Consider the following 19,991-nt stretch of genomic DNA (forward strand, 5'->3'; position numbering starts at 1 on the left):
GCCGACGGGGACCCGCACGGCACGCCGCCGGAGCGCCGAAGCTCCGCCCGGCGGGGCCTACAGCAAGACGACGACCGTTCCATCCCCATCCATGTGAACGGCCCCCAGAGGCGTGCCGGAGCACCGGCCCCCGTCGCACTTCCGAGAGTCAGGCTCTCTGCGCCTTCCCATCACCGCCGTACTGCGACATCAGGGAAGCCACCATGAAGGCAGCGGTATACGAAGGCCCGCGAACGGTCACCGTGAAGGACGTACCGGACGCGAAGATCGAACACCCCTGCGACATCATCGTCAAGATCACCACCACCAACATCTGCGGTTCGGACCTGCACATGTACGAGGGCCGCACCTCGTTCGAGTCCGGCCGCACCCTGGGACACGAGAACATGGGCCAGGTCGTGGAGGTCGGCTCGGCCGTCCGCAAGGTCCAGGTCGGCGAGTACGTGGTCCTGCCGTTCAACATCGCCTGCGGCTTCTGCAAGCAGTGCGAGCAGGGCCTGACCAACTACTGCCTGACCATGCAGCCGGAACCGGCCCTCGCGGGAGCCGCCTACGGATTCGCCGACATGGGCCCCTACCAGGGCGGCCAGGCGGAGCTGCTGCGCGTGCCCTACGGCGACTTCAACGCGCTGCGTCTGGGCGAGGACGCCGCCGAGCGGCAGACCGACTACGTGATGCTCGCCGACATCTTCCCGACCGGTTATCACGCCACCGAGATGGCCCATGTCAAGCCGGGCGACCAGACCATCGTCTTCGGGGCCGGTCCCGTCGGCCTGATGGCGACCTACTCCGCCCTCCTCAAGGGCGCAGGGCGCGTCTGGACGGCCGACCACCAGCCCGACCGGCTGCGCAAGGCGGAGGAGATCGGGGCCATCCCGATCAACACCGCCGAGCAGAACCCGGCGGAGGTCGTCAAGGAGGCCACCCTCGGTCTGGGCGCCGACAACGGCTGCGAATGCGTCGGCTACCAGGCACACGACCCCCAGGGACACGAGGACGCCAGCCTCACGCTCAACGGACTGATCGACTCGGTCAGGTTCACGGGCGACATCGGTGTGGTGGGCGTGTTCCTGCCCCAGGACCCCGGCGGCGCGGAGGCCCAGGGCGAGCTGGAGGCCCAGGGCAAGGTCCCGATCGACTTCGGCTTGATGTGGTTCAAGGGCCAGCGCATGGGGACCGGGCAGGCGCCGGTGAAGAGGTACAACCGGGCGCTGCGGGATCTGATCGCCGGCGGGAAGGCGAAGCCGAGCTTCGTCGTCTCCCACGAGCTCAGCCTGGACGAGGCCCCCACCGCCTACGAGCACTTCGACGCCCGTGACGACGGCTGGACCAAGGTCGTCCTGCATCCGAACGGACACGGCAACGGCCATAAGCGGTAGGAGACCCAGGGCCGCCGTGCCCTCTGTTTCCCTCGGACCGGTCCGGGGGACGGGTGGCGATCTGCCCGTCCGCCGGACGGGGCCGGGGGCGATCGCCGCGCCCCGGCCGGGCCTGAACCAACAGCGATTGCCCGCGCTCCGGCCAGGCGGACACGCGTGACGTGGCTGCGGGCCTTCGGGGAGGTCGTGCGATCCGGGCTCACGATCGAGGAGACGCGGCTGGAGCCCCTGCTCGCGCTGCGCACGGCCGCCGGGGTGGCGATCGTCATCGGGCCGACGCTGTGGCTGGTCTCCCCCGCGTATGCCGCGTCCGCCGCGCTCGGCGCCTACTCCGCGGGTGGGGCCACCTTCCAGCGCAGCTGGCGTCCGCGCAAGGTGGTCGCGCTCGGCGCGGGCGCGGGTCTGGCGCTCAGCACCTCCGTGGGCTACCTGGCGGCGGGGCGACTCGTGACGTTCCTGCCTCTGCTGGCCGTATGGGCCTTCGCCGCGGGGATGGCGTGGGCCGTCGGATCGACCGCCGGGATCGTCGCGGCGACGACCGTGGGCAGCATGCTCGTGACCGTCACCTTGCCCACGAGCGTCGGGCGAGCCCTGGAGCACGCCGGGGTCATCGCACTCGGAGGCGTGACGCAGGCCGTGCTGATCCTGCTGTTCCCGATCCGGCGTTGGGGGGCGCATCGTGACGCGCTCGCCGACGCCCTGGCCGCCGTGGCGGACTACGCCCGCCGGTTGCGGCACGACCCGACCGCCCCGTTCGACCCTGAACCGTTGATGACGGCCCGGGACGCGGCCGCCGTGACGCCGTCACAGGCCCGCACCCGTCCCTCCGTCCTCCACGGCCCCCGGGGACTCGCCGAGCGCATTCGGCCGGTCGTCGCCGCACTCGCCGACCCGGACGTCGGCGCCCCGGCGGAGGGACCCGGGCGGGACCGCGCGCGGGAGTTGCTCGACGCGGCCGCCGACGTCCTGGACGCGGCCGCCCGTTCGATCCGCCGCGGCACTCCCGCCGAGGTGCGGCCCGAGAGCATGGACGTCCTGCGGGTCGACGAGGAACACGAGGTGCTGGAGGGCCCCGCGCGGCAGGCCGCCGAGCGGCTCGTGGAACTGCTCGGTGAGGCGTTGGAGATCGCCGGGAGCGGCTGCGCGCGCGGGACGACGCCCACGCCGCCCGGCCCCGCCGGCGCCCGGTTGCTGGTGCGCCCGACCCTGCACCGGCTGGTCCCGGTCGTCGTCCGGGCGGTCCGCCGTGAGACCCGCCGGGACTCCCCCGTGTTCCGGCACGCCGTCCGCCTGGCGGCGGTGGCCACGCTCGGCTATCTGATCGCCGCCCGGCTGCCCCTGGGCCACGGCTACTGGGCGCCCATCGCCTCGGTGATGGTGATGCGGCCGGACTTCCACCGGACGTACGCGCGTGCGGTGGCCCGTCTCGCCGGGACCCTGGCGGGGGTCGCGCTCGCCACCGGGGTGGTGCGGGCCCTGGGCCCGGACGCCCACGTGTCCGCCGCGCTGGCGGTGGTCTCGGCGGGCCTGTCCTACGCGCTGAACCGTACCGGGTACGCCTACTCCCAGTGCTTCACCGCCGCGTACGTCGTCTTCCTGCTCGGCATGGGCGGCCAGGCATGGGAGCAGACGGTCCCGGAGCGGGTGGTGCTCACCCTGCTCGGCGGGGCCCTGGCCATGCTGGCGTACGTGGTGTTCCCCGCATGGGAGACACCCCGGCTGCCGGGCCGGCTCGCGGACTGGCTCGCCGCCAACGGCCGCTACGCGGCCGCGGTGCTCCGCGACTACGCCGAACCGACCCGGGAGCATCACGCCGACATGCGCCGGGCACTGCTGGAGAGCAGGGAGGCACGTGCCGCCTGGCAGGAGGCATACGACCGGGCGAGGCAGGAACCGGTCCGCCCCAGGGGTCTGACGTCGCGCGAGGCGCAGGAGGCGCAGGAGGCGCTCAAGGGGTTCGGCCGGGCGGCGATGCTCATGGAGAGCCACGTCCCGCGGGCCGACAGCCGTTTCGTCCCCGAGGCGGAGCGATTCGCCGAGGCCCTGGAGACGGACACCGCGAAGGCAGCAGTCGCCGTGCGCGAGCACAGGAATCCGGAGTGGGGACGCGTGGAGGAGGCGTTCCACGCGTGGGAGGACGCCGCCGGCAACGGGAGCCCGGTCGTGCGGCGCGAGGCGGAACTGCAAAAACGGGCCCTGGAGGACCTCGCGACAGCCGTGAGCCGCACCCCCCTGGAACGGGACGTCGGCTCTGCTCGCGAGGAGCAGCGGGTGCGGGCCGCCGTGGCGGCGGAAGGTGACGGCTCAGGACCCGTGCACCGGGGTGGCTGACGAAGTCGGCCACGGGGAGCGCCTGGCCTCCTGGAGCGGCGAGCATACTCCCCGCCACGTCGGGCGCCGCCACACGTACGCCGCTGTCGCCATCACGAGGATTCGGCCCACCCAGGTGCGGCGGTGACGCCGTTTGGAGGTACCGGATCAGCAAGATGGTTGGCACTTTGGTACAGCGCAGGTCACAAGGCATCTGACGGAAAACCGCGCATCCCATGGCGACAGTCGCTCGGTACGCAGATCCTTCGGGACCTTCCAGCGCTCGGAGTACGCCGAGCGACGTCAGCACGACCAGGCACAGCGTCAGCGACCCACCGAAGACGCCACCGCCGTCCAGGAACGCCGGGCCCCTCCTGGGCCGTGCGGTACGCACGGCGTTCATCTGCGACTACCTCGCCGACGCGGAGCTGCGGCGCGAGATCAACAACGGGCTCCAGGTCGTGGAGAACTGGAACTGCGCAAACCACGACCTGTTCTACGGCAAGAGCGGTGATCTGACCGGCTCCGACAAGGAGTCCCAGGAGGTGTCCATGCTCGCCCTGCACCTGCTCCAGTCCGCGTTGGTGCACGTCAACACCCTGCTGCTTCAGGACATCCGTCCCGACGGAGTAGCCGGGCGAGCGCCTGGAGTATTCCGGGCCTAGAAAGAGACAGGGAGCTCAAGGCGACGGAGGAGAGGCTTGGATGCGGCTCGTCGTGGACCTCACCCGCTGCCAGGCGTACGCGCAGTGCGTGTTTCTCGCACCGCGGATGTTCGAGCTGCACGGCGAGGAAGCGCTGCTGTACCGCCAGGAAGTCCCGGAAGACCAGCTGGAGCGCGTGCGTCAGGCCGCTGCGGCGTGTCCGGTCCAGGCAATCCTCGTGGGCGAGGCGGTGAGCGCCGGTGCCCGGTGACCTTCGGGAAGGCCGGATCGTCATCGTCGGCGCTTCGCTGGCCGGGCTGCGGGCTGCCGAGAAGCTGCGCGAGGAGGGCTTCACCGGCTCGCTGACCGTAGTCGGGGACGAGCCCCACCCGCCCTACGACAGGCCGCCGCTGTCCAAGCAGGTTTTGCTCGGCATGTCGGCGGCGGGCACCACCGGGCTGCCGATGCGCCGCGACCCGGACGCCGACTGGCGGCTCGGAGTGCGCGCCACGGGGCTCGACCCGGTCGGCCGTCAGGTCCTGCTGGCCGACGGCGAGTCGTTGCCCTACGACCGGCTGCTGGTCGCCACCGGAACCCGGGCGCGGCCCTGGCCCCAACGGGAGCAGGCCGCCCTGGACGGAGTCTTCACGCTGCGCACCCGTGACGACGCCGGGCGCCTGGCCGAGCGGCTGGCCGCCGGGCCGCGCCGGGTGCTGGTCATCGGCGCGGGCTTCACCGGCTCGGAGATCGCCTCGGCCTGCCGGGAGAGGGGCATCGAGGTCACGGTCGCAGAACGCGGCACCGCACCGCTGGTCGGCGCACTCGGCGGCACACTGGCGAAGCTCGCAGCCGGCCTGCAGCGCGCCCACGGCGTGGACCTGCGCTGCGGAGTGACGGTCACCGCGCTGCGCGGCGACAAGGCCGGCCGGTTCACCGGAGCCAACCTCTCCGACGGCAGCCACATCGACGCCGACGTGTGCGTCATCGCCCTGGGTGCGGTCCGCAACGTCGAGTGGCTGGCGGATTCCGGGCTGGCGGCGGGCCCGCACGGGGTCGCCTGCGACGCGGGGTGCCGCGCCTTCGACATGTACGGGATCGTCACCGACGACATCTTCGTGGCCGGCGACGTCTCCCGCTTCCCCCACCCGCTCTTCGACTACCAGATGCTCTCCCTGGAGCACTGGGGCAACGCGGTCGCGCAGGCCGAGGTGGCGGCCCACAACATGGTCAGTCCCGGGCCGCCGAGGCGCCCCCACCTCGCGGTTCCGGTCTTCTGGTCGAGCCAGTTCGGGGTCAACATCAAGTCCGTGGGCGTCCCCACCTACTCCGACCAGGTGGTCATCGCCCAGGGCTCACTCAGTGAACGCCGGCTGGTGGCGGTCTACGGCTACCGGGGCCGCATCACTGCCGCCGTCACCGTCAACATGGCCAAGTGGCTGGAGTACTACCAGGAGCTGATCGAGACCGCCGCCCCGTTCCCGCCCACGCCCGGCGCTGCCGACGGCCACCCGCTGGTGACCGAATTCGCGCTCCCCTCCGACGTACCGGATCCGCAGGGACTGTCCCACGGCCCCACCGTCGCGCTGACCGGTCACCTGCCGGACCGCCGACTGGCCGTGGTCCGGCCCGCCGGCTGACCCTTCCGCCCTTCCCTGCCCCGAGGAGCCCGCCGATGGCTGTCGACACCCTGCTGGAGCGGATCACCGATTACGCCAACCGCCCCGACCCCTACCCGCTGTACGCGGAACTCCGTGAGGCGGGCGTGGCGCGGCAGACGGACGGCAGCTACCTGGTCGGCGGGTACTACGACATCGTCTCCCTGTTCCACAACCCACGGCTCAGCTCCGACCGCCGCAACCGCGCCGGCACCTACAGCGGCCTGCCGGCGGAAGAGGAAGAGTCCCACCCTTTCATCCGGCTCGACGACCCCGAACACCACAGGCTGCGCAGCCTGGCCACACGGCCGTTCGGTCCTCCGCACAGTCCGGGCCGGATCGACGCGATGCGAGACGAAATCACCCGGATCACCGACGAACTGATCGAGTCGCTCCAGGGCCGTACGCGGATCGACATCGTCGACGACTTCGCCTACCCCCTGCCCGTCACCGTCATCTGCCGACTCCTCGGTGTGCCGCGCGAAGACGAGCCGACCTTCCGCGAGTGGTCCAACGCCATCATCGACTCCGTCGACATCCGGCCCGGCGAGGACCTCACCAAGCGCCAGCAGGCCGGCCATCAGGCCCGAGCGCAGATGGGCCGCTACCTGGTGGACCTCGCCGAGCAGCGCCGCGGCCACCCGGGTGACGACATGCTGTCCGCGTTCGTCAACGACCCCGGCCCGGCCGGAGGGCTCACCCGCGAGGAACTGGCGGCCACCGCAGTGCTGTTGCTCGTCGCCGGACACGAGACCACGGTCAATCTGATCACCAACGGCGTACTCACCCTGCTGCGCCACCCCGACCAACTGGAGCGCCTGCGCCGCGAACCCGACCTGCTTCCCGGCGCGGTGGAGGAACTGCTGCGTTACGAGCCCCCGGTCCATTTGCTGGACCGCACGCCCCTCACCCACATCGACGTCGCGGGCACGACCATCCCCAAGGGCGTACCCGTGGTGCTCGCCCTGGCCTCCGGCAGCCGTGACCCCAAGCGGTTCCGCGACCCCGACCGGTTCGACCCCGCCCGCCGGGACAACCAACACCTCGGCTTCGGCAGCGGCGTCCACATCTGCTACGGCGCACCCCTCGCCCGCATCGAAGCCCAGATCGCCCTGGGAGCACTCCTTCCCCATCTCACCACCGCAACCCTCCTCGAAGACCCTCCCCCCTACCGCCAGAGCGCCGTGCTGCGTGGCCCTCGGCACCTTCCCATCGAGCTGGCCCCGTCGCCGTAGACGCAATGCTCCGCCTCGCCGTGGCGATGGAACCGGGGAGGCACGAACGGCAGGCCGATCGACTTGTAGCTGACCCTGTTGCTCGGACCGTGTCCTCTATGGCACGGGCCAGGTGAGAGAACGTGACCGCGAACGCTGGGGTGCACATGACGTCCACTTCCCCTCATCGGGAGCCGATCCGCGTCGGTGTCGTAGGACTGAGCGCGAGCGGCGGGTGGGCGGCCACCGCCCATGTGCCGGCACTGGCCGGGCTCGACGGATACGAGTTGCGGGCGCTGAGCGCCAGCAGCACCGGATCCGCGCGTGCGGCCGGCGAGAAGTATGCGGTGCCGCTGGCCTTCGGCAGCGCGGAGGAGCTGGCCCGCAGTGAGGAAGTCGATCTCGTGGTGGTGACGGTGAAGGTTCCGCATCACCTGGAACTCGTCCGACCCGCGCTGGAAGCGGGGAAGATGGTGTTCAGCGAGTGGCCGCTCGGTGCCGACCTCGCGCAGGCCGAGGAGCTGGCCGACCTCGCGCGGCGCAGGGGTGTGCTCACGGCTGTCGGCCTGCAGGCCCGGTCGGCTCCGCCGCTTCGGTATCTGCGGGACCTGGTCGCCGACGGCTACGTGGGGCGGGTGCTGTCGACCAGCATGCTCGGGTCGGGCTGGATCGGCGGCGCCACCTACGACGACAACTATGCATACGTGCTGGACGTCACGAGCGGCGCCACGCTGCTGTCGATTCCCTTCGGGCACTCGGTCGACGCATTGACCATGGTGCTCGGAGAGTTCCGCGAGGTGTCGGCTCACATCGAAAATCTGCGCCCCGAGGTCACCCACGTCACGAGCGGAGCGGTCACGGCCAAGACCGCAGAGGACCAGATCGCCGTCACCGGGGTGCTGGAGTCGGGGGCCGTAGCCGCAATGCACATCCGCGGTGGGACATCCCGCGCCACCGCGTTCCACTGGGAGATCAACGGCACAAAGGGCGATCTCGTCATCAAGGCCGACCACGCTCAGTGGTGGTACGGGGGCCTGCGGCTGTACGGCGCCCGGGGACAGGACGGCGCCTTGGCCGAGCTACCGGTTCCCGCCCGCTATCAGCGGTCGCTGACGCGATGGACCGAGCGATCCACCGAGCCCGCCTGCAACGTCGCCCACGCGTACGCGCTCCTGCGCGACCAGATCACCGGGAACCTTGCGCCGGACGAGGACGGCGTTCCCGACTTCCGGCACGCCGTCCGGCGCCACCGCATGCTGGAGCGGATCCGAGAGGCGGCGCGCGCGGGCCGTAAGGTCACACTCGCAGAGCAAGGCGCGTAGGCCCCGAAGTGGGTCAGGTCGGGAGCTCGACCGTTTCACCCTCGGCGACGATGACCACGGTTCCGGTGTTCTCCGAGACCGTTATCCCAATAGAGAAGCGAGCCTGCGCCATTCCTCCCTCGGGAGCTTGTCCGTGTGGGTGCCGATGAGTACCTGGAGGGCCACGTGATCCGCGCCTGCCTGGTGGAAGGTGTCGATGCGGTCGCGGATGCGGTCCTCGTCGCCCCAGGCGAAGACCGCGTCGATCAGGCGGTCGCTGCCGCCCTCGGCCAGGTCGTCCTCGGTGAAGCCGTGCCGCAGGAAGTTGTTGGTGTAGTTCGGCAGGGTGAGGTACATGGCGAGAGTGTCGCGGGCGATGGCGCGGGCACGGGCCGGGTCGGTCTCCAGGACCACCTTCAGCTCCGGGGCGAGCAAGGGGTCCTCGCCGAGGATCTCGCGGGCCTGGGCGGTGTGTTCGGGGGTGACCAGGTAGGGGATGGCGCCGGCCGCCCGATCGCCGGACAACTTCAGCATCTTCGGGCCCAGCGCGGCCAGCACCCTGCTGCCGGCGGCGACGCCGGCCTCGTCCAGTTCGTCGAGGTAGCCGGTCATCGCCGCGTACGGGCGGCTGTAGTCCTTCACCAGCGGGCCGTGGCTGACGCCGAGACCCACCAGATAGCGGCCCGGGTGCGCCGATTCCACCTCGGCGAAGCCGACCGCTGTCGTGGCGGCCTCCTGCTGCCAGATGTTCAGGACGCTGGTGCCGACGACGATGCGGCGCGTCGCCCCGATCAGCGGAGCGGCGTGGTCGGCAGTGCTGTTGTTGCCGAGCCAGATGGCGCCGTACCCGAGTTCCTCCAGCTCGGCCGCGACCTCGTCAAGTTCGCCGCGCCGGGCCGGGTCCTCCGAGCGCAGTTCGATGCTCCAGGCGCCGTACCGGCCGACGCGCTGCTTCAGGGGGCCTGTGGTGTCGCTCATCGGGTGTTTCCTCCGGGTACTGGCTGTGCCGTGATCATCACGTCGGCCCAGTGGGTGACGTGTCCGGGTTCCTCGTGGTCGCCGTGCGCTGCGGTGAGCTGATCGACAATCTTCAGTCCGCGGCCGTGCTCGGCGGGGGTGCCGCTGGCTGCCCAGTCGCCGTCCGTGATAGAACGCGGCGAACAGTGGGGTCGGCCGTTCCATCATCGCTTTCGCCAAGGAACGCGGACTTCGCACGATCAACATCGTCCGCCGGGAGAAGCTGGTCACCGAGCTCGAAGAACTGGGCGCTGACATCGTGCTCGTCGATCACCCCGACGTGGCCGCGCGGGTGCGTGCGATCATCGGTGACGATCCGGTGCTGCTGGGACTCGACGGTGTCAGCGGAGAGGCCACTTCACTGTTGCTGGACGTGTTGACCGAGGGCGCCCTGCTGGTGATCTACGGCTACATGAGTGGCGAGCCCTTCACCCCCGACCAGGCGGTATTGCGAGCGAAGATCACCACAACGGAGTTCTGGATGTACGAGGACACGTATCTGCCCCGTCATCCGGCTCTGAGCGCAGAGTCCGCGCAACTGGTCGCCGACGGCAGGCTGACGTTGCCCTCCGCTCCCGTCTACAGAGCCAAGGACTTCGCCAAGGCTCTCGCGTACCTGCGTAAGAACGGCAAAGTGCTCTTGGACTTCAACCCCCACCGCGTGTAGCAGCCGACGAACGAAGGCACGCACGAGCCGGTGTGGGGCAACCGGGCGGTCTTCGTACACGATCAAGGATCAGCACCATGACCACACACAGCACCATTGGCGTACTCGGCGCAGGAGAGGTGGGCCAGGCGGTCGCCGGCCAGGCCATCCGCCACGGCCACGAGGTGGCCATCGGCAACAGCCGGGGCCCGGAGACCCTCGAAGCACTCGTGGGCAGGCTTGGGCCGAAGGCTCACGCAGTAACGGCCGAGGCAGCGGCCAGGCCGGAGCTCGTGTTTCTCTCGGTGCCGTTCTTCGCCGTGCCGGAACTGACCGGCCTCACCGACTGGTCCGGAAAGATCGTCATCGACACGACGAATCAGTTCGCTGCGGCCAACCCCTGGCGAGGCAGGTACGACGTCGGTGACCTCACGGGCAGCGAGTGGGTCGCCGAGCACCTTCCCGGCGCTCGGGTCGTGAAGGCTCTCAACACCCTGTTCGCCCCGTTCATCGCCGCGGACCCCCGGCATGCCGAAGGGCGGCAAGTGGCCTTCTACGCGGGTGACGACAACGATGCGAAGGCAATCGTGGCCGGATTGCTGGGCGAATTCGGATTCGCCACCCTGGACCTCGGCGGCCTGCGCGAGGGCGGGCGACTGATGCAGTTGGACGGTGCCCTCAGTGCGAAGCACTTGCTGCTGCAGGACGTCGGCTGACGCCCTGGCCGAGCTCTGCGCCTACCCGTCGTACGGGAGGAGAACCATGAACCGTCGTGTCGTCTACGCCCGTGGGGGGGGCTGCCCGCCGACGTCCTGACCGTCATCGAGGAGCCGGAGCCGGCCGCACCGAACGGCGGTCAGGTCCTCATCCGGACCACTGCATTCCCTGTGCACCCTGGTGATCTGCAGGCCGTCGAGGCCTACTCGGGGAAAGGTGCACAGCAGGTTCCAGCCGGCGTCGAGGCCAGGGGCGTGGTGGAGGCAATCGGCCCACATGCGCGTGTGGCCCCAGGTGTCGAGGTCGGCGGGCGCGTAACGGTCTTCCCTCAGCCAGGTGCGTGGTCCCAGTGGATCGTGGCGGATGCCGAGGTGGTCGTCGCCGTACCGGCGGAGCTGTCGGACGAGGTCGCCGCGCAGATGCTCGTGAATCCACTCACCGCGGTCATGCTGCGCCGCGAGGCTGAGGAGCACCAGGCCATCGGATACGACGGTGTTCTGGTGCAGACCGCTGCGGGCTCGTCGGTCGGGCGGCTGGTGACCGGCATGTGCGACGTTCATGGCCTCGGTCTCATCAACGTCGTCCGCAGCGACCGAGGCGCCGCCGCACTGCGCAAGCGATTCCCGGACGTTCCGGTCGTGTCGACAGAGCATCAGGGCTGGGCCCAGGAAGTCCGCCGGGCAGCCGTCGGCCCCCCGGTGAGCGTCGCCTTCGACCCGATCGGCGGGAAGCTGACGGAGAGCCTTCTGGACCTGTTGGCACCGGGCGGGAAGCTGGTCAGTTACGGGCAGATCGCCGATGAGCCGTTCTCGGTGCACGCTTCGACGCTGCTGCACAAGTCGCTGACGCTGCAGGGCAAGAACATCGGTCGGTGGCTCTCCGAGGTCTCCGCCGAGTGGCGGGCCTCCGACATCGCCGCCGCCAAGCTGATCGCGCTGGCCCTCACGGACCAGTTCGAGGTGGCGGCCACGTACGGCCTCGGTGAACTGGCCGAGGCCGTCGAACACGCAGTACGGCCCGGCAAGGTCGGCACCGTCCTTGTCCGCCCTCGCTAGCCGCCACCGACCGGGCGGGTACATCGCGCGTCCATCGGCAGTTCTTCTCTGATCAGGCGCCGCTTGCGTCTTCACGCTCTGCGCGTCGACCACGGCCGCGGTCGGCCGTGCGCTGCGGCCGTGAGATCGGGGGACGCGTTGACGATCTCCCGCAGATCGTGCGCACGGATCGCCGTTCCACGCCCGGTCCGCATCCGCATCGCCGATCAGGCGGCGAAGACCGGCTCGATCAAGGCCCAGCGGGCATCGGACACGTCGCTGCGGTACGGACGAGGGCTCAGTCCGACCGACGGTCGCCTCTACGCAGGGAGCGGCCGGACGCGGGGCTCGTGGTCCAGCCATGGACATATGGTAGAGATCTTTTCTCCTCCACTTCCGGAATGCGGAGCGCTGATGATCGAAGTCCACGAGGCCCGCTGCGTGCGCGCCACCGCGGAGATGCCTCCCCAGGCTGCGCGCGCAGCAGGATCGAGGGCGGAACCGTGGGCCCGTCCGTGGCACCTCGCAGACCGCGGCGGCCGCGACCATGCTGTGGATCGCGGCCGCTGCGCGTCTCACCTTCGTGTTTCTTGAAGGCACATTCCACATCCCGGCGGCGGAGGGTGACAGAAAGGTACTGCGTGTGACCGATGCACTGATCGACGTGGTGATCGCGGACGACCAGGAACTGGTACGGGCCGGCTTCGAGATGATCCTCGACGCCGAGCCGGACATCCGTGTCGTGGGCGTGGCACGCGACGGTGTCGAATGCGTGGAGCTGGCCCGTCGGCTGAAACCCCAGGTGGTTCTGGTCGACATCCGCATGCCCCGGTTGGACGGGCTGGAGGTCACCCGCACGCTGGCGGGAGGGCGGACCGGCGAACGCGCGCCGAGCGTCGTCGTCGTCACCACCTTCGACCAGGACGACTACGTACGGGACGCTCTCCGGTTCGGCGCGTGCGGGTTCCTGCTCAAGGACGCCTCCCCCGCGCTGCTGGTGGAGGCCGTACGGGCGGCATCACGCGGGGACGCGCTCGTCTCGCCCGGTGTCACCGTCAGACTGCTGCGGCAGCTGCAGGCCGGCACCACCGGGGAAGGACGCTCGGAGGCAGCCGGGCTGAGCGTGCGCGAGACGGAGATCATGCGGCTGGTGGCCGTGGGCCGCACCAACCAGGAGATCGGCGACGAGCTCTTCCTGTCGCTGTCGTCGGTGAAGACCTACCTGGCCCGGATCCAGGCCAAGACCCGGGCGCGCAACCGGGTGGAGGTCGCCGCCTGGGCGTGGGAACACGGCGTGGTCACGTCGCGGCCCTGACGAGACGTCGACCGTCGCCGGCCGGCAGACGCTCACTGTGGTGGACCCACAAAGGAGTCTGTGCGCGACCTGGGGATGCTCGCCCGGACCTCCCACTGACCGGAGATCCCGGCACCGGCCGAGAACGTCCCGTCGAGTGCCTCGACGCGCTCTCGCAGCCCGATGAGCCCCAGCCCGCTCCGGCCTCCCGCCGGACTGCCGGAGCGGCGCTGCGCCGCGCCGTTGGTCACCGTGACATGGAGCCAGTCCGGGTCGGCGTCCAGTCGTACGACCACGCGCTCGCCCGGAGCGTGGCGGTGCACGTTGGTCAGGGCCTCCTGGACCACGCGGTACACGGACATCTCGATCTCCGGGCTGAACCTGCTCGTCCGCGCCTGAGCGGTCGCCTCGAGGCGCGCCGCGGGTGCGTCCGCCTGCCGCCGTGAGAAGTCGGCGACGAGTTGCCCGAGTTCCGAGAGCAGGTCGGCGGGACGCTGGGCCGTGTGGCTCTCCTCGCGCAGGACGCGCACCAGGCGGCGCATCGACTCCAGGGTCTCCGTGCCGGACCGGGCGATCGCCTCCAGGGCCGGAGGGACCTTCTCGGGTGCCGTCGCGCACACCGTCCGTGCCGCGTTGGCCTGCACGATGATGCCCGTCATGTCGTGAGCGATGAGGTCGTGCAGGTCCCGGGCCAGGGCGAGCCGTTCGGCCTGCCGCACGCTCTGTACAGCGCGCTGTCTGCGGGCCTCCAGCGCGCGCAGGGAACAGCCGATGAGGACGCACAGTGCGAGCACGACCGTGAGTACGTAGCCGCCGCCCACAAGGGCGGACAGTGAACGGAAGCGCAGCGGCAGCATCAGCACGGCGACGGCCAGGAGGGCGCCGGTCCAAGCCGTGGTGCGGGTGGACCTCGTCTCGGCGAGCACCCGCACGATCAGGATCAGCAGCGCGAGGGTCTCCAGGAAGCCCCAGTCTCCCGTGCGATTCGGCACGACCAGGGACGCACAGGTCAGCGCGATGGACATGACAGCGATGCTCAGCGCCCGGGGCGTGAGCGAGGGCAGCAGGCGTGTGCCGGGCAGGGCCAGCACGGCCAGCGGACCGGTGACCAGCATCGGCAGCCATCCGGTGGCCGTGCTCGGCCACTGGGGTTGACGCAGCAGCACCATGAGGTCGCCCACCCACGTCAGAGCCAGGGCCAGCAGCGCCGCCGCGGTGATGAGGCGCCGGACCCCCGGCGAGAAGGGAAGCTTCCAGTCCACGTGCACCAGCTTAGGAAGCCGATCCGGTCCCGTGGTGTCGGTCATCCGGCCGACACCGGGCGGCACAGCCCATACCCACGTCTGACGCGATCGCGGTGCGGGTCACTGGAGCATGGATGCAGGGCCACCGGCGTTCCCCCGCGCCGGTGCCCCGGGCCCGCCGACGGCGACGGGCCCCGCGCGATCCGGCGCCGCTCCTGGACCTCGCCGGTGAGCGCGCCACCTGCCCTTTTCTCATTTCGGAGCTCGTCTTCCTCATGGCTACATTCCTGCACCGGGTCGGCCGGGGTGCCTTCGCACGCCGCTGGCTGGTTCTGCTGCTCTGGGCGGTTGTGCTGGGCGTCGCAGGCGCCGCGGCGGCCAACAGCAGCGGCACCGGCAACTCGAACATCACCCTGCCCGGCATCGAGGCGCAGAAGGCCTACGACCTGCTCGGCAGGAAGTTCCCCGCCGCCAACGCCGGCGGGGCGAGTGCCCGTGTCGTCGTCCGGGCACCGCACGGGGAGAAGCTGACCGGCAGCGGCTCCGAGGCGGAGGTCAAGGCGCTGCTGAAGGAGCTGCGGGACTCCTCTCCGCGGGTCGCCTCGGTCACCGACCCCTTCACCGGCCAAACCGTCAGTGCCGACCGCACCACCGGCTACACCCAGGTCACCTACAAGGCCAAGCCGGGCGATCTGACCGACGCGGACCACCAGCACCTCGACGACGCCCTCGGCAAGGCCCGCGACAAGGGGCTGACCGTCGAGGCGTCCGGCAACGCGCTCGCGCCCGCCGCGTCCAGCAGTTCTTCCGAGGCCATCGGTTTCGTGCTGGCGGCGGTGATCCTGGTCATCACCTTCGGCTCGCTGAGCGCGGCCGGGATGCCGCTGCTGACCGCCCTGGTCGGCGTCGGCATCACGATCAGCACCCTGACGGCGCTGACCAGCGCTCTCGACCTGAACACCAGCACCTCGGCGCTGGCGAGCATGCTCGGCATCGCGGTGGGTATCGACTACGCCCTGTTCATCGTCTCCCGCTACCGCTCCGAACGGGCGGCGGGATACGACGCCCGGGAGGCGGCCGCCCGTGCGAACGGCACCGCGGGCTCCGCCGTGGTCTTCGCCGGTCTGACCGTCGTCATCGCGCTGACGGGCCTGGCCGTGGTCAACCTGCCCGTCCTCACGGCCATGGGTCTGGCCGCCGCCGGTGCCGTCGTCGTCGCCGTGCTGGTCGCCATCACCCTGGTCCCGGCGCTGCTCGGCCTCATCCCCGAACTCGTGCTCGGGCGCGCGCGCAGCAAGCCGAAGAAGCCCTCGAAGACACCGCTGGGCGAACGCTGGGCTGCCTTCGTCCTGCGCCGCCCCTGGAAGGTGCTGCTCGTCGCGACGGCCGGCCTGATCCTGGTCGCCCTGCCCGCGGCCAAGCTCCAGCTGGGCCTGCCCGACGACGGTTCCCAGCCCGCCTCCACCACCCAGCGCAAGGCCTACGACATGCTCGCCGAGTCGTTCGGCCCCGGCTTCAACGGCCCGCTCACGGTCGTTGTCAACGACGCGGCCCCGGCGAAGACGGAGCAGGCGGTCAAGGAACTCACCGGCAGCGTCAGCAAGCTGAAGGACGTGGCCGCCGTCGCTCCGGCCGTCTACAACCCGGCCGGCGACACGGCGATCATCACCGTGATCCCCAAGAGCGCGCCCGCCAGCGAGACCACCAAGAACCTCGTCCACACCATCCGCGACCGGGCCGCGGACACCCGCGCCGCCACCGGCGCCGAGGGTCTGGTGTCCGGCACCACAGCCCTGAACATCGACGTCGCCACGAAGTTCGCCGGCGCGATCGTCCCCTACATGCTGCTGGTCGTCGGCCTCGCCTTCCTCGTCCTCATCCTCGTCTTCCGCTCCCTCCTGGTGCCGCTCAAGGCGGCGCTCGGCTTCCTGCTCTCCGTCCTCGCCGCCTTCGGCGCGATGGTCGCGGTCTTCCAGTGGGGCTGGTTGAAGGGTCTGTTCGGGCTGGAGACGACCGGTCCGATCCAGAGCCTCGTCCCGATCCTCGCCGTGGGCATCGTCTTCGGCCTCGCGATGGACTACCAGGTCTTCCTCGTCACCCGGATCCGCGAGGCGTACGTCCACGGGGCCGAGCCGCGCGAGGCGATCACCGAGGGCTTCCGGTACAGCGGGAAGGTCGTCACGGCCGCCGCCCTCATCATGACGGCCGTCTTCAGCGGTTTCATCGCCGGCGACGAGGCGTTGATCAAGTCGCTGGGCCTGGGCCTGGCCGCGGCGGTCGTCTTCGACGCGTTCGTGGTCCGCATGACCATCGTCCCGGCGGTCCTGGCCCTGCTCGGCCACCGCGCCTGGTCCCTGCCCGCCTGGCTCGACCGCCGGCTGCCCCACGTCGACATCGAGGGCGAGAGACTCGCCCGTACCTCCCCCGCGGCCGGCGAACCCGATGTGACGGAAGCCGGGTTCACCAGCATCCACTGACCAACCGGACCGATGCGCCCGCACCCGTGTGCGGGCGCATCGCCGTGCAGCCGCCGGAAACACCCGAGGAACCACCCTGGAGAGACGCATGCGCAAAGGCCCGATCCTCACCCTTGCCACCGTGATCGCTCTGCTGGCCCTGTCCCAACACGCAGGCAAGCAGACGGCCGAGTTACCGGACTTGCACGGAATGACCCTGCGCAGGGCACAACTGACGGCCCGGGAGGCGGGATTCCGCCAGCTCGCCGGTGAGGACGCACTCGGCCGCCACCGCGTCCCCCTGGCGGGCACGCACTGGACGGTCTGCTCACAGCAGCCACCGCCCGCACGCCACGGCATCACCACACTGGTCACCGTGCGCGTCGTGAAGACGAACGAGAGATGCCCGAACCCCCTCACGGTCGGCCGCTGATGATGCGACGGTGGCCCCTGTGCCTGACGGGGACTCAGTTCTTGGCGCAGGCCTGCAGAATGAGTCTGCTGATCACTTCCGGGTGCGTCACCAGTGACAGGTGGCCCGCGTCGACCTCGACGGTCGTGGCCTTCATACGCCGTGCCATGAAGCGCTCGAGCTCGGGGTTGATGGTGCGGTCGTTCTTCGAGACCGCGTACCAGGTCGGCTTCTTGTGCCAGGCGGCGACACTCGTGGTGGGTGGAGCGACGGCCAGCGGCCCCTGGGCCGCGTAGAGCTCCAGAGCCTGCTTCCTGGGCACGCCGTTCGCGAAGTCCCGGAGGAACGCCGACTGGCTCAGGTACTTGAAGCCGTCCGAGGTGATCACCCCGGAGTTGACCGGAGGGGTGGGGAACTTCGCGGCGAGCGCGGCGAAGTCCTCGCCGGCTTCCGGGGCGCGGGCGGCGACGTAGACGAGCCCGGTGACGTTCCGGGCGAGCCCGATCTGGGAGATGACCGTGCCGCCGTAGGAATGTGCGGCCAGAACCGTGGGCCCGTCCAGCCGGGAGAGTGCGAAGTTCGTGGCGGCGACATCGTCGGCGAGAGAGGTGAGCGGGTTCTGTACCGCGATGACGTTCATTCCCGCCGCCTGCAGCATCGGGATGACCTTCGACCAGGAGGAGCCGTCCGCGTAGGCACCGTGCACGAGCACCACATTGCGTACTGCGGACTTGCGGCTATGGGTTGCCGCCCGGGCTGCCGGAGCTCCGGAGAGCGTCGTTGCCGCCACTCCCGCGCCCAGAGCAGTGAACCGACGACGACTGATCTCCATGATTATCGTCCCTTGCTTGTACGCATCCGCTCCTGCAACACGCTCCGCGGAACGGAAAGAGGGCGGATGGCCGATGCCCGTGCTCGGACTGGTCCCGAGGCAGCACCGGTACGCATTGCCCTCTATGGAATAATTTACCCGAGAATGCCGGTCACCGCCGAGGCTGGGACCGACCACGGACCCCTCATCGGCGGCGATGGCACGGACCGCGCTACTGAGCAGGCGCGTAGAACACGTACGTGGCGGCGTACGGCACCCCGACCTGCGCCCCTTGGGCACATGATCCGCTGGGGGCAAGGCCTCCTCGCGTGTTCAGCCGCTGAACGTAGGAGACGGAGCCGAAGACACCGCTGCCGCGGGTGGCCGTTGCCTTGAGCAGCAACTCCGGAACCGCGTGGTCGCGGGGGACGCTGGCGCCGGGCACGGCCGCGGCGTTGACCGCACTGCCGTCCACCGTGGAGACCCACACCGGCCCTCGTGAGTGCAGGGCCACGGGCCGGTGGTACCGGTCCCGGGAATCGGACAGAGTGGCGGCCGGCTCGACGAAGGTCCAGGCGTTGTCGGTGCACGCGTAGGTCTGCACGCCCTGCGCGTCGAACTCGGCGATCTTCTCGTTGCCGGCCGGTACCTGCAACGGCACCGGTATGCCGGTGGCCGGACCGGCCGCCGCGGCACCGGTCATCGCGGCTGCGCTGGTGATGACGGTCCCGATGATCAGCGCGACGCGCTTGCCGAACAGCATCAGACATGACTCCATGTGGAGAGGGGGAGGTCGGGAGGCTTCAGAAGGGTGGCCCGCACGGACGACCTTCGGTCGCCGCTCCCAGGAGCCTACGAGTCAGTCCGCTGTTCGCCCCCGGCCGCGGATGATCCGTAAGGATTGCGAAAGGTCTCCGCGCCGGTCAACGAGCCGCGGTCACTGGGTGGTTGGCGTGCTCCCCGGTGACCGCGGGCTCACTGCCGGACGATCAGCTGTGCGTCACCTTGACGCCGTACAGGGCGACTTCGGAGTAGTTCGAGTCGTCGCAGGGCGAGGAGTTGCCGCAGTTCGCCTGCGTGTAGTCGCCGGCCTTGAAGTAGCCGCTCTTGAACTTGGCGGTGACGGTGGCCTTGAGCGTGCCGTTGTAGTAGACGTCGACCTTTCCGTCGTGGACCACGAACTTCCCCTGGAAACGGTCGCCCAGCTTGTAGCTGGAGGTCACCAGTTTGTAGTGCGTGGTGTTGTAGGAGGTGATGTAGAGACTGGTCCCCTCGAGACGGAACGACGTGACGTCACTCTTGGAGTCGTGTATCTGTCCGGCCATCACGTGCGGCTTGACCTGCGGGAGGTGCGTGATGGCCTCGTCCACGACCATCGTGTGGGTGCCGGACGTGGAGGACCAGCTCGCCGTCGAGGACCCGGTCGCCGTCATCTCGCGCAGTTCCGACCGCGGGTAGCCGGTGTTGCTGGTGGTGGCGCCGTTGACCGCGGACCGCATCAGGATCGCGTCGCAGCTCGCGGCCGTCGTGAACCAGGGAGCGTTGTCGTACGTCGACAGGGCGGGCTGCCTGATCTCCAGAGGGTCGCCGGAGCTGTCGGGGACGGGGAGTTGGAGCTTCCATGCCGTGCTCAGTCCGATGGCCGACGCCGGCGCCGGGCAGGCGGTGGACTGCGTGGGAGCGGCCGACGCGCTCTGCACCGAGGCCAGCAGGCCGGCGGCGAGTGCGGGTGCGGCGGCGAGGACGAGGGCGCGGCGGGGAGTCCTGCGCGCTCGTGCGTGCTGCTTCATGTGCGGCTCCTTCGTGTGCGGGCCACGAGGGCCCGGTGGGGGTGTGGAAGGGTTGCGGTGCCCGCCG

The 19,991-nt window shown here is 70.2% G+C and carries 17 protein-coding genes and 2 pseudogenes; 14 read left to right on the plus strand and 5 right to left on the minus strand.

Annotated elements, in window-relative coordinates; translation table 11 throughout:
* Nucleotides 1–203: 203 nt before the first annotated feature.
* From FHS34_RS05290 to FHS34_RS05320, 7 genes are all read left to right on the plus strand, one after another.
* Nucleotides 204–1,379 carry a glutathione-independent formaldehyde dehydrogenase gene (locus FHS34_RS05290; protein WP_184961659.1) on the plus strand — a complete coding sequence of 392 codons (1,176 nt, stop codon included), beginning with the start codon at nt 204–206 and terminating at the stop codon, nt 1,377–1,379.
* Between the two features lie 156 nt (nt 1,380–1,535).
* Nucleotides 1,536–3,710 carry an FUSC family protein gene (locus tag FHS34_RS05295; protein WP_184961661.1) on the plus strand — a complete coding sequence of 725 codons (2,175 nt, stop codon included), beginning with the start codon at nt 1,536–1,538 and terminating at the stop codon, nt 3,708–3,710.
* A 215-nt stretch (nt 3,711–3,925) separates the two neighbouring features.
* Nucleotides 3,926–4,354, plus strand: a complete 429-nt coding sequence (locus FHS34_RS41870; protein WP_221508592.1) for a Tn3 family transposase — start codon at nt 3,926–3,928, stop codon at nt 4,352–4,354.
* Between the two features lie 40 nt (nt 4,355–4,394).
* On the plus strand, nt 4,395–4,604 hold the full coding sequence (locus FHS34_RS05305; RefSeq protein ID WP_184961663.1) for a ferredoxin: 210 nt from the start codon (nt 4,395–4,397) through the stop codon (nt 4,602–4,604).
* Nucleotides 4,594–5,970, plus strand: a complete 1,377-nt coding sequence (locus FHS34_RS05310) for an NAD(P)/FAD-dependent oxidoreductase (RefSeq protein ID WP_184961665.1) — start codon at nt 4,594–4,596, stop codon at nt 5,968–5,970. Before FHS34_RS05305 ends, FHS34_RS05310 begins: the two co-directional genes overlap by 11 nt.
* A 35-nt stretch (nt 5,971–6,005) precedes the next feature.
* A complete protein-coding gene (locus tag FHS34_RS05315) occupies nt 6,006–7,223 on the plus strand; it encodes a cytochrome P450 (RefSeq protein WP_184961667.1) in 1,218 nt (405 codons plus the stop codon).
* A gap of 146 nt (nt 7,224–7,369) precedes the next feature.
* Nucleotides 7,370–8,524: a Gfo/Idh/MocA family oxidoreductase gene (locus FHS34_RS05320; protein ID WP_184962828.1), complete on the plus strand. Its 1,155-nt coding sequence runs from the start codon at nt 7,370–7,372 to the stop codon at nt 8,522–8,524.
* Nucleotides 8,525–8,605: 81 nt separating this feature from the next.
* On the opposite strand, the gene FHS34_RS05325 is transcribed toward FHS34_RS05320, so the two are convergent.
* Nucleotides 8,606–9,481: an LLM class F420-dependent oxidoreductase gene (locus tag FHS34_RS05325; RefSeq protein ID WP_184961669.1), complete on the minus strand. Its 876-nt coding sequence runs from the start codon at nt 9,479–9,481 to the stop codon at nt 8,606–8,608.
* 199 nt (nt 9,482–9,680) lie between these two features.
* Between FHS34_RS05325 and FHS34_RS05330 the strand changes: the two are divergent.
* The 5 genes and pseudogenes from FHS34_RS05330 to FHS34_RS05345 form a co-directional block, all read left to right on the plus strand.
* A pseudogene (locus FHS34_RS05330) lies at nt 9,681–10,187 on the plus strand (zinc-binding dehydrogenase); the annotation flags it as partial.
* 77 nt (nt 10,188–10,264) lie between these two features.
* Nucleotides 10,265–10,882 (plus strand): NADPH-dependent F420 reductase, encoded by a 618-nt coding sequence (locus FHS34_RS05335; RefSeq protein WP_184961673.1) that lies wholly within the window; start codon nt 10,265–10,267, stop codon nt 10,880–10,882.
* 171 nt (nt 10,883–11,053) lie between these two features.
* A pseudogene (locus tag FHS34_RS44030) lies at nt 11,054–11,212 on the plus strand (zinc-binding dehydrogenase); the annotation flags it as partial.
* A 27-nt stretch (nt 11,213–11,239) separates the two neighbouring features.
* Nucleotides 11,240–11,938, plus strand: a complete 699-nt coding sequence (locus tag FHS34_RS42220) for a zinc-binding dehydrogenase (protein WP_225817530.1) — start codon at nt 11,240–11,242, stop codon at nt 11,936–11,938.
* Between the two features lie 622 nt (nt 11,939–12,560).
* Nucleotides 12,561–13,232 carry a response regulator gene (locus tag FHS34_RS05345; RefSeq protein ID WP_225817531.1) on the plus strand — a complete coding sequence of 224 codons (672 nt, stop codon included), beginning with the start codon at nt 12,561–12,563 and terminating at the stop codon, nt 13,230–13,232.
* Nucleotides 13,233–13,264: 32 nt separating this feature from the next.
* On the opposite strand, the gene FHS34_RS42225 is transcribed toward FHS34_RS05345, so the two are convergent.
* Nucleotides 13,265–14,473 carry a sensor histidine kinase gene (locus FHS34_RS42225; protein ID WP_184961677.1) on the minus strand — a complete coding sequence of 403 codons (1,209 nt, stop codon included), beginning with the start codon at nt 14,471–14,473 and terminating at the stop codon, nt 13,265–13,267.
* A 257-nt stretch (nt 14,474–14,730) separates the two neighbouring features.
* Between FHS34_RS42225 and FHS34_RS05355 the strand changes: the two genes are divergently transcribed.
* Together FHS34_RS05355 and FHS34_RS05360 are read left to right on the plus strand one after the other, a co-directional pair.
* The gene (locus FHS34_RS05355) at nt 14,731–16,932 is read left to right on the plus strand and encodes an MMPL family transporter (protein ID WP_184961679.1); all 2,202 of its coding nucleotides are present in this window, start codon (nt 14,731–14,733) and stop codon (nt 16,930–16,932) included.
* Nucleotides 16,933–17,020: 88 nt separating this feature from the next.
* On the plus strand, nt 17,021–17,344 hold the full coding sequence (locus FHS34_RS05360; RefSeq protein ID WP_184961681.1) for a hypothetical protein: 324 nt from the start codon (nt 17,021–17,023) through the stop codon (nt 17,342–17,344).
* A 34-nt stretch (nt 17,345–17,378) separates the two neighbouring features.
* Here the strand turns inward: FHS34_RS05360 and FHS34_RS05365 are convergent, their stop codons facing one another.
* From FHS34_RS05365 to FHS34_RS05375, 3 genes are all read right to left on the minus strand, one after another.
* Nucleotides 17,379–18,038, minus strand: a complete 660-nt coding sequence (locus FHS34_RS05365; protein WP_221508593.1) for an alpha/beta fold hydrolase — start codon at nt 18,036–18,038, stop codon at nt 17,379–17,381.
* 328 nt (nt 18,039–18,366) lie between these two features.
* The gene (locus tag FHS34_RS05370) at nt 18,367–18,912 is read right to left on the minus strand and encodes a DUF3455 domain-containing protein (protein ID WP_184961684.1); all 546 of its coding nucleotides are present in this window, start codon (nt 18,910–18,912) and stop codon (nt 18,367–18,369) included.
* Between the two features lie 211 nt (nt 18,913–19,123).
* A complete protein-coding gene (locus FHS34_RS05375) occupies nt 19,124–19,924 on the minus strand; it encodes a polysaccharide lyase family 7 protein (RefSeq protein WP_184961687.1) in 801 nt (266 codons plus the stop codon).
* Nucleotides 19,925–19,991: the final 67 nt, after the last annotated feature.

Origin of the sequence: Streptomyces echinatus, from assembly GCF_014203595.1 — a bacterium.
GTDB lineage: Bacteria > Actinomycetota > Actinomycetes > Streptomycetales > Streptomycetaceae > Streptomyces > Streptomyces echinatus.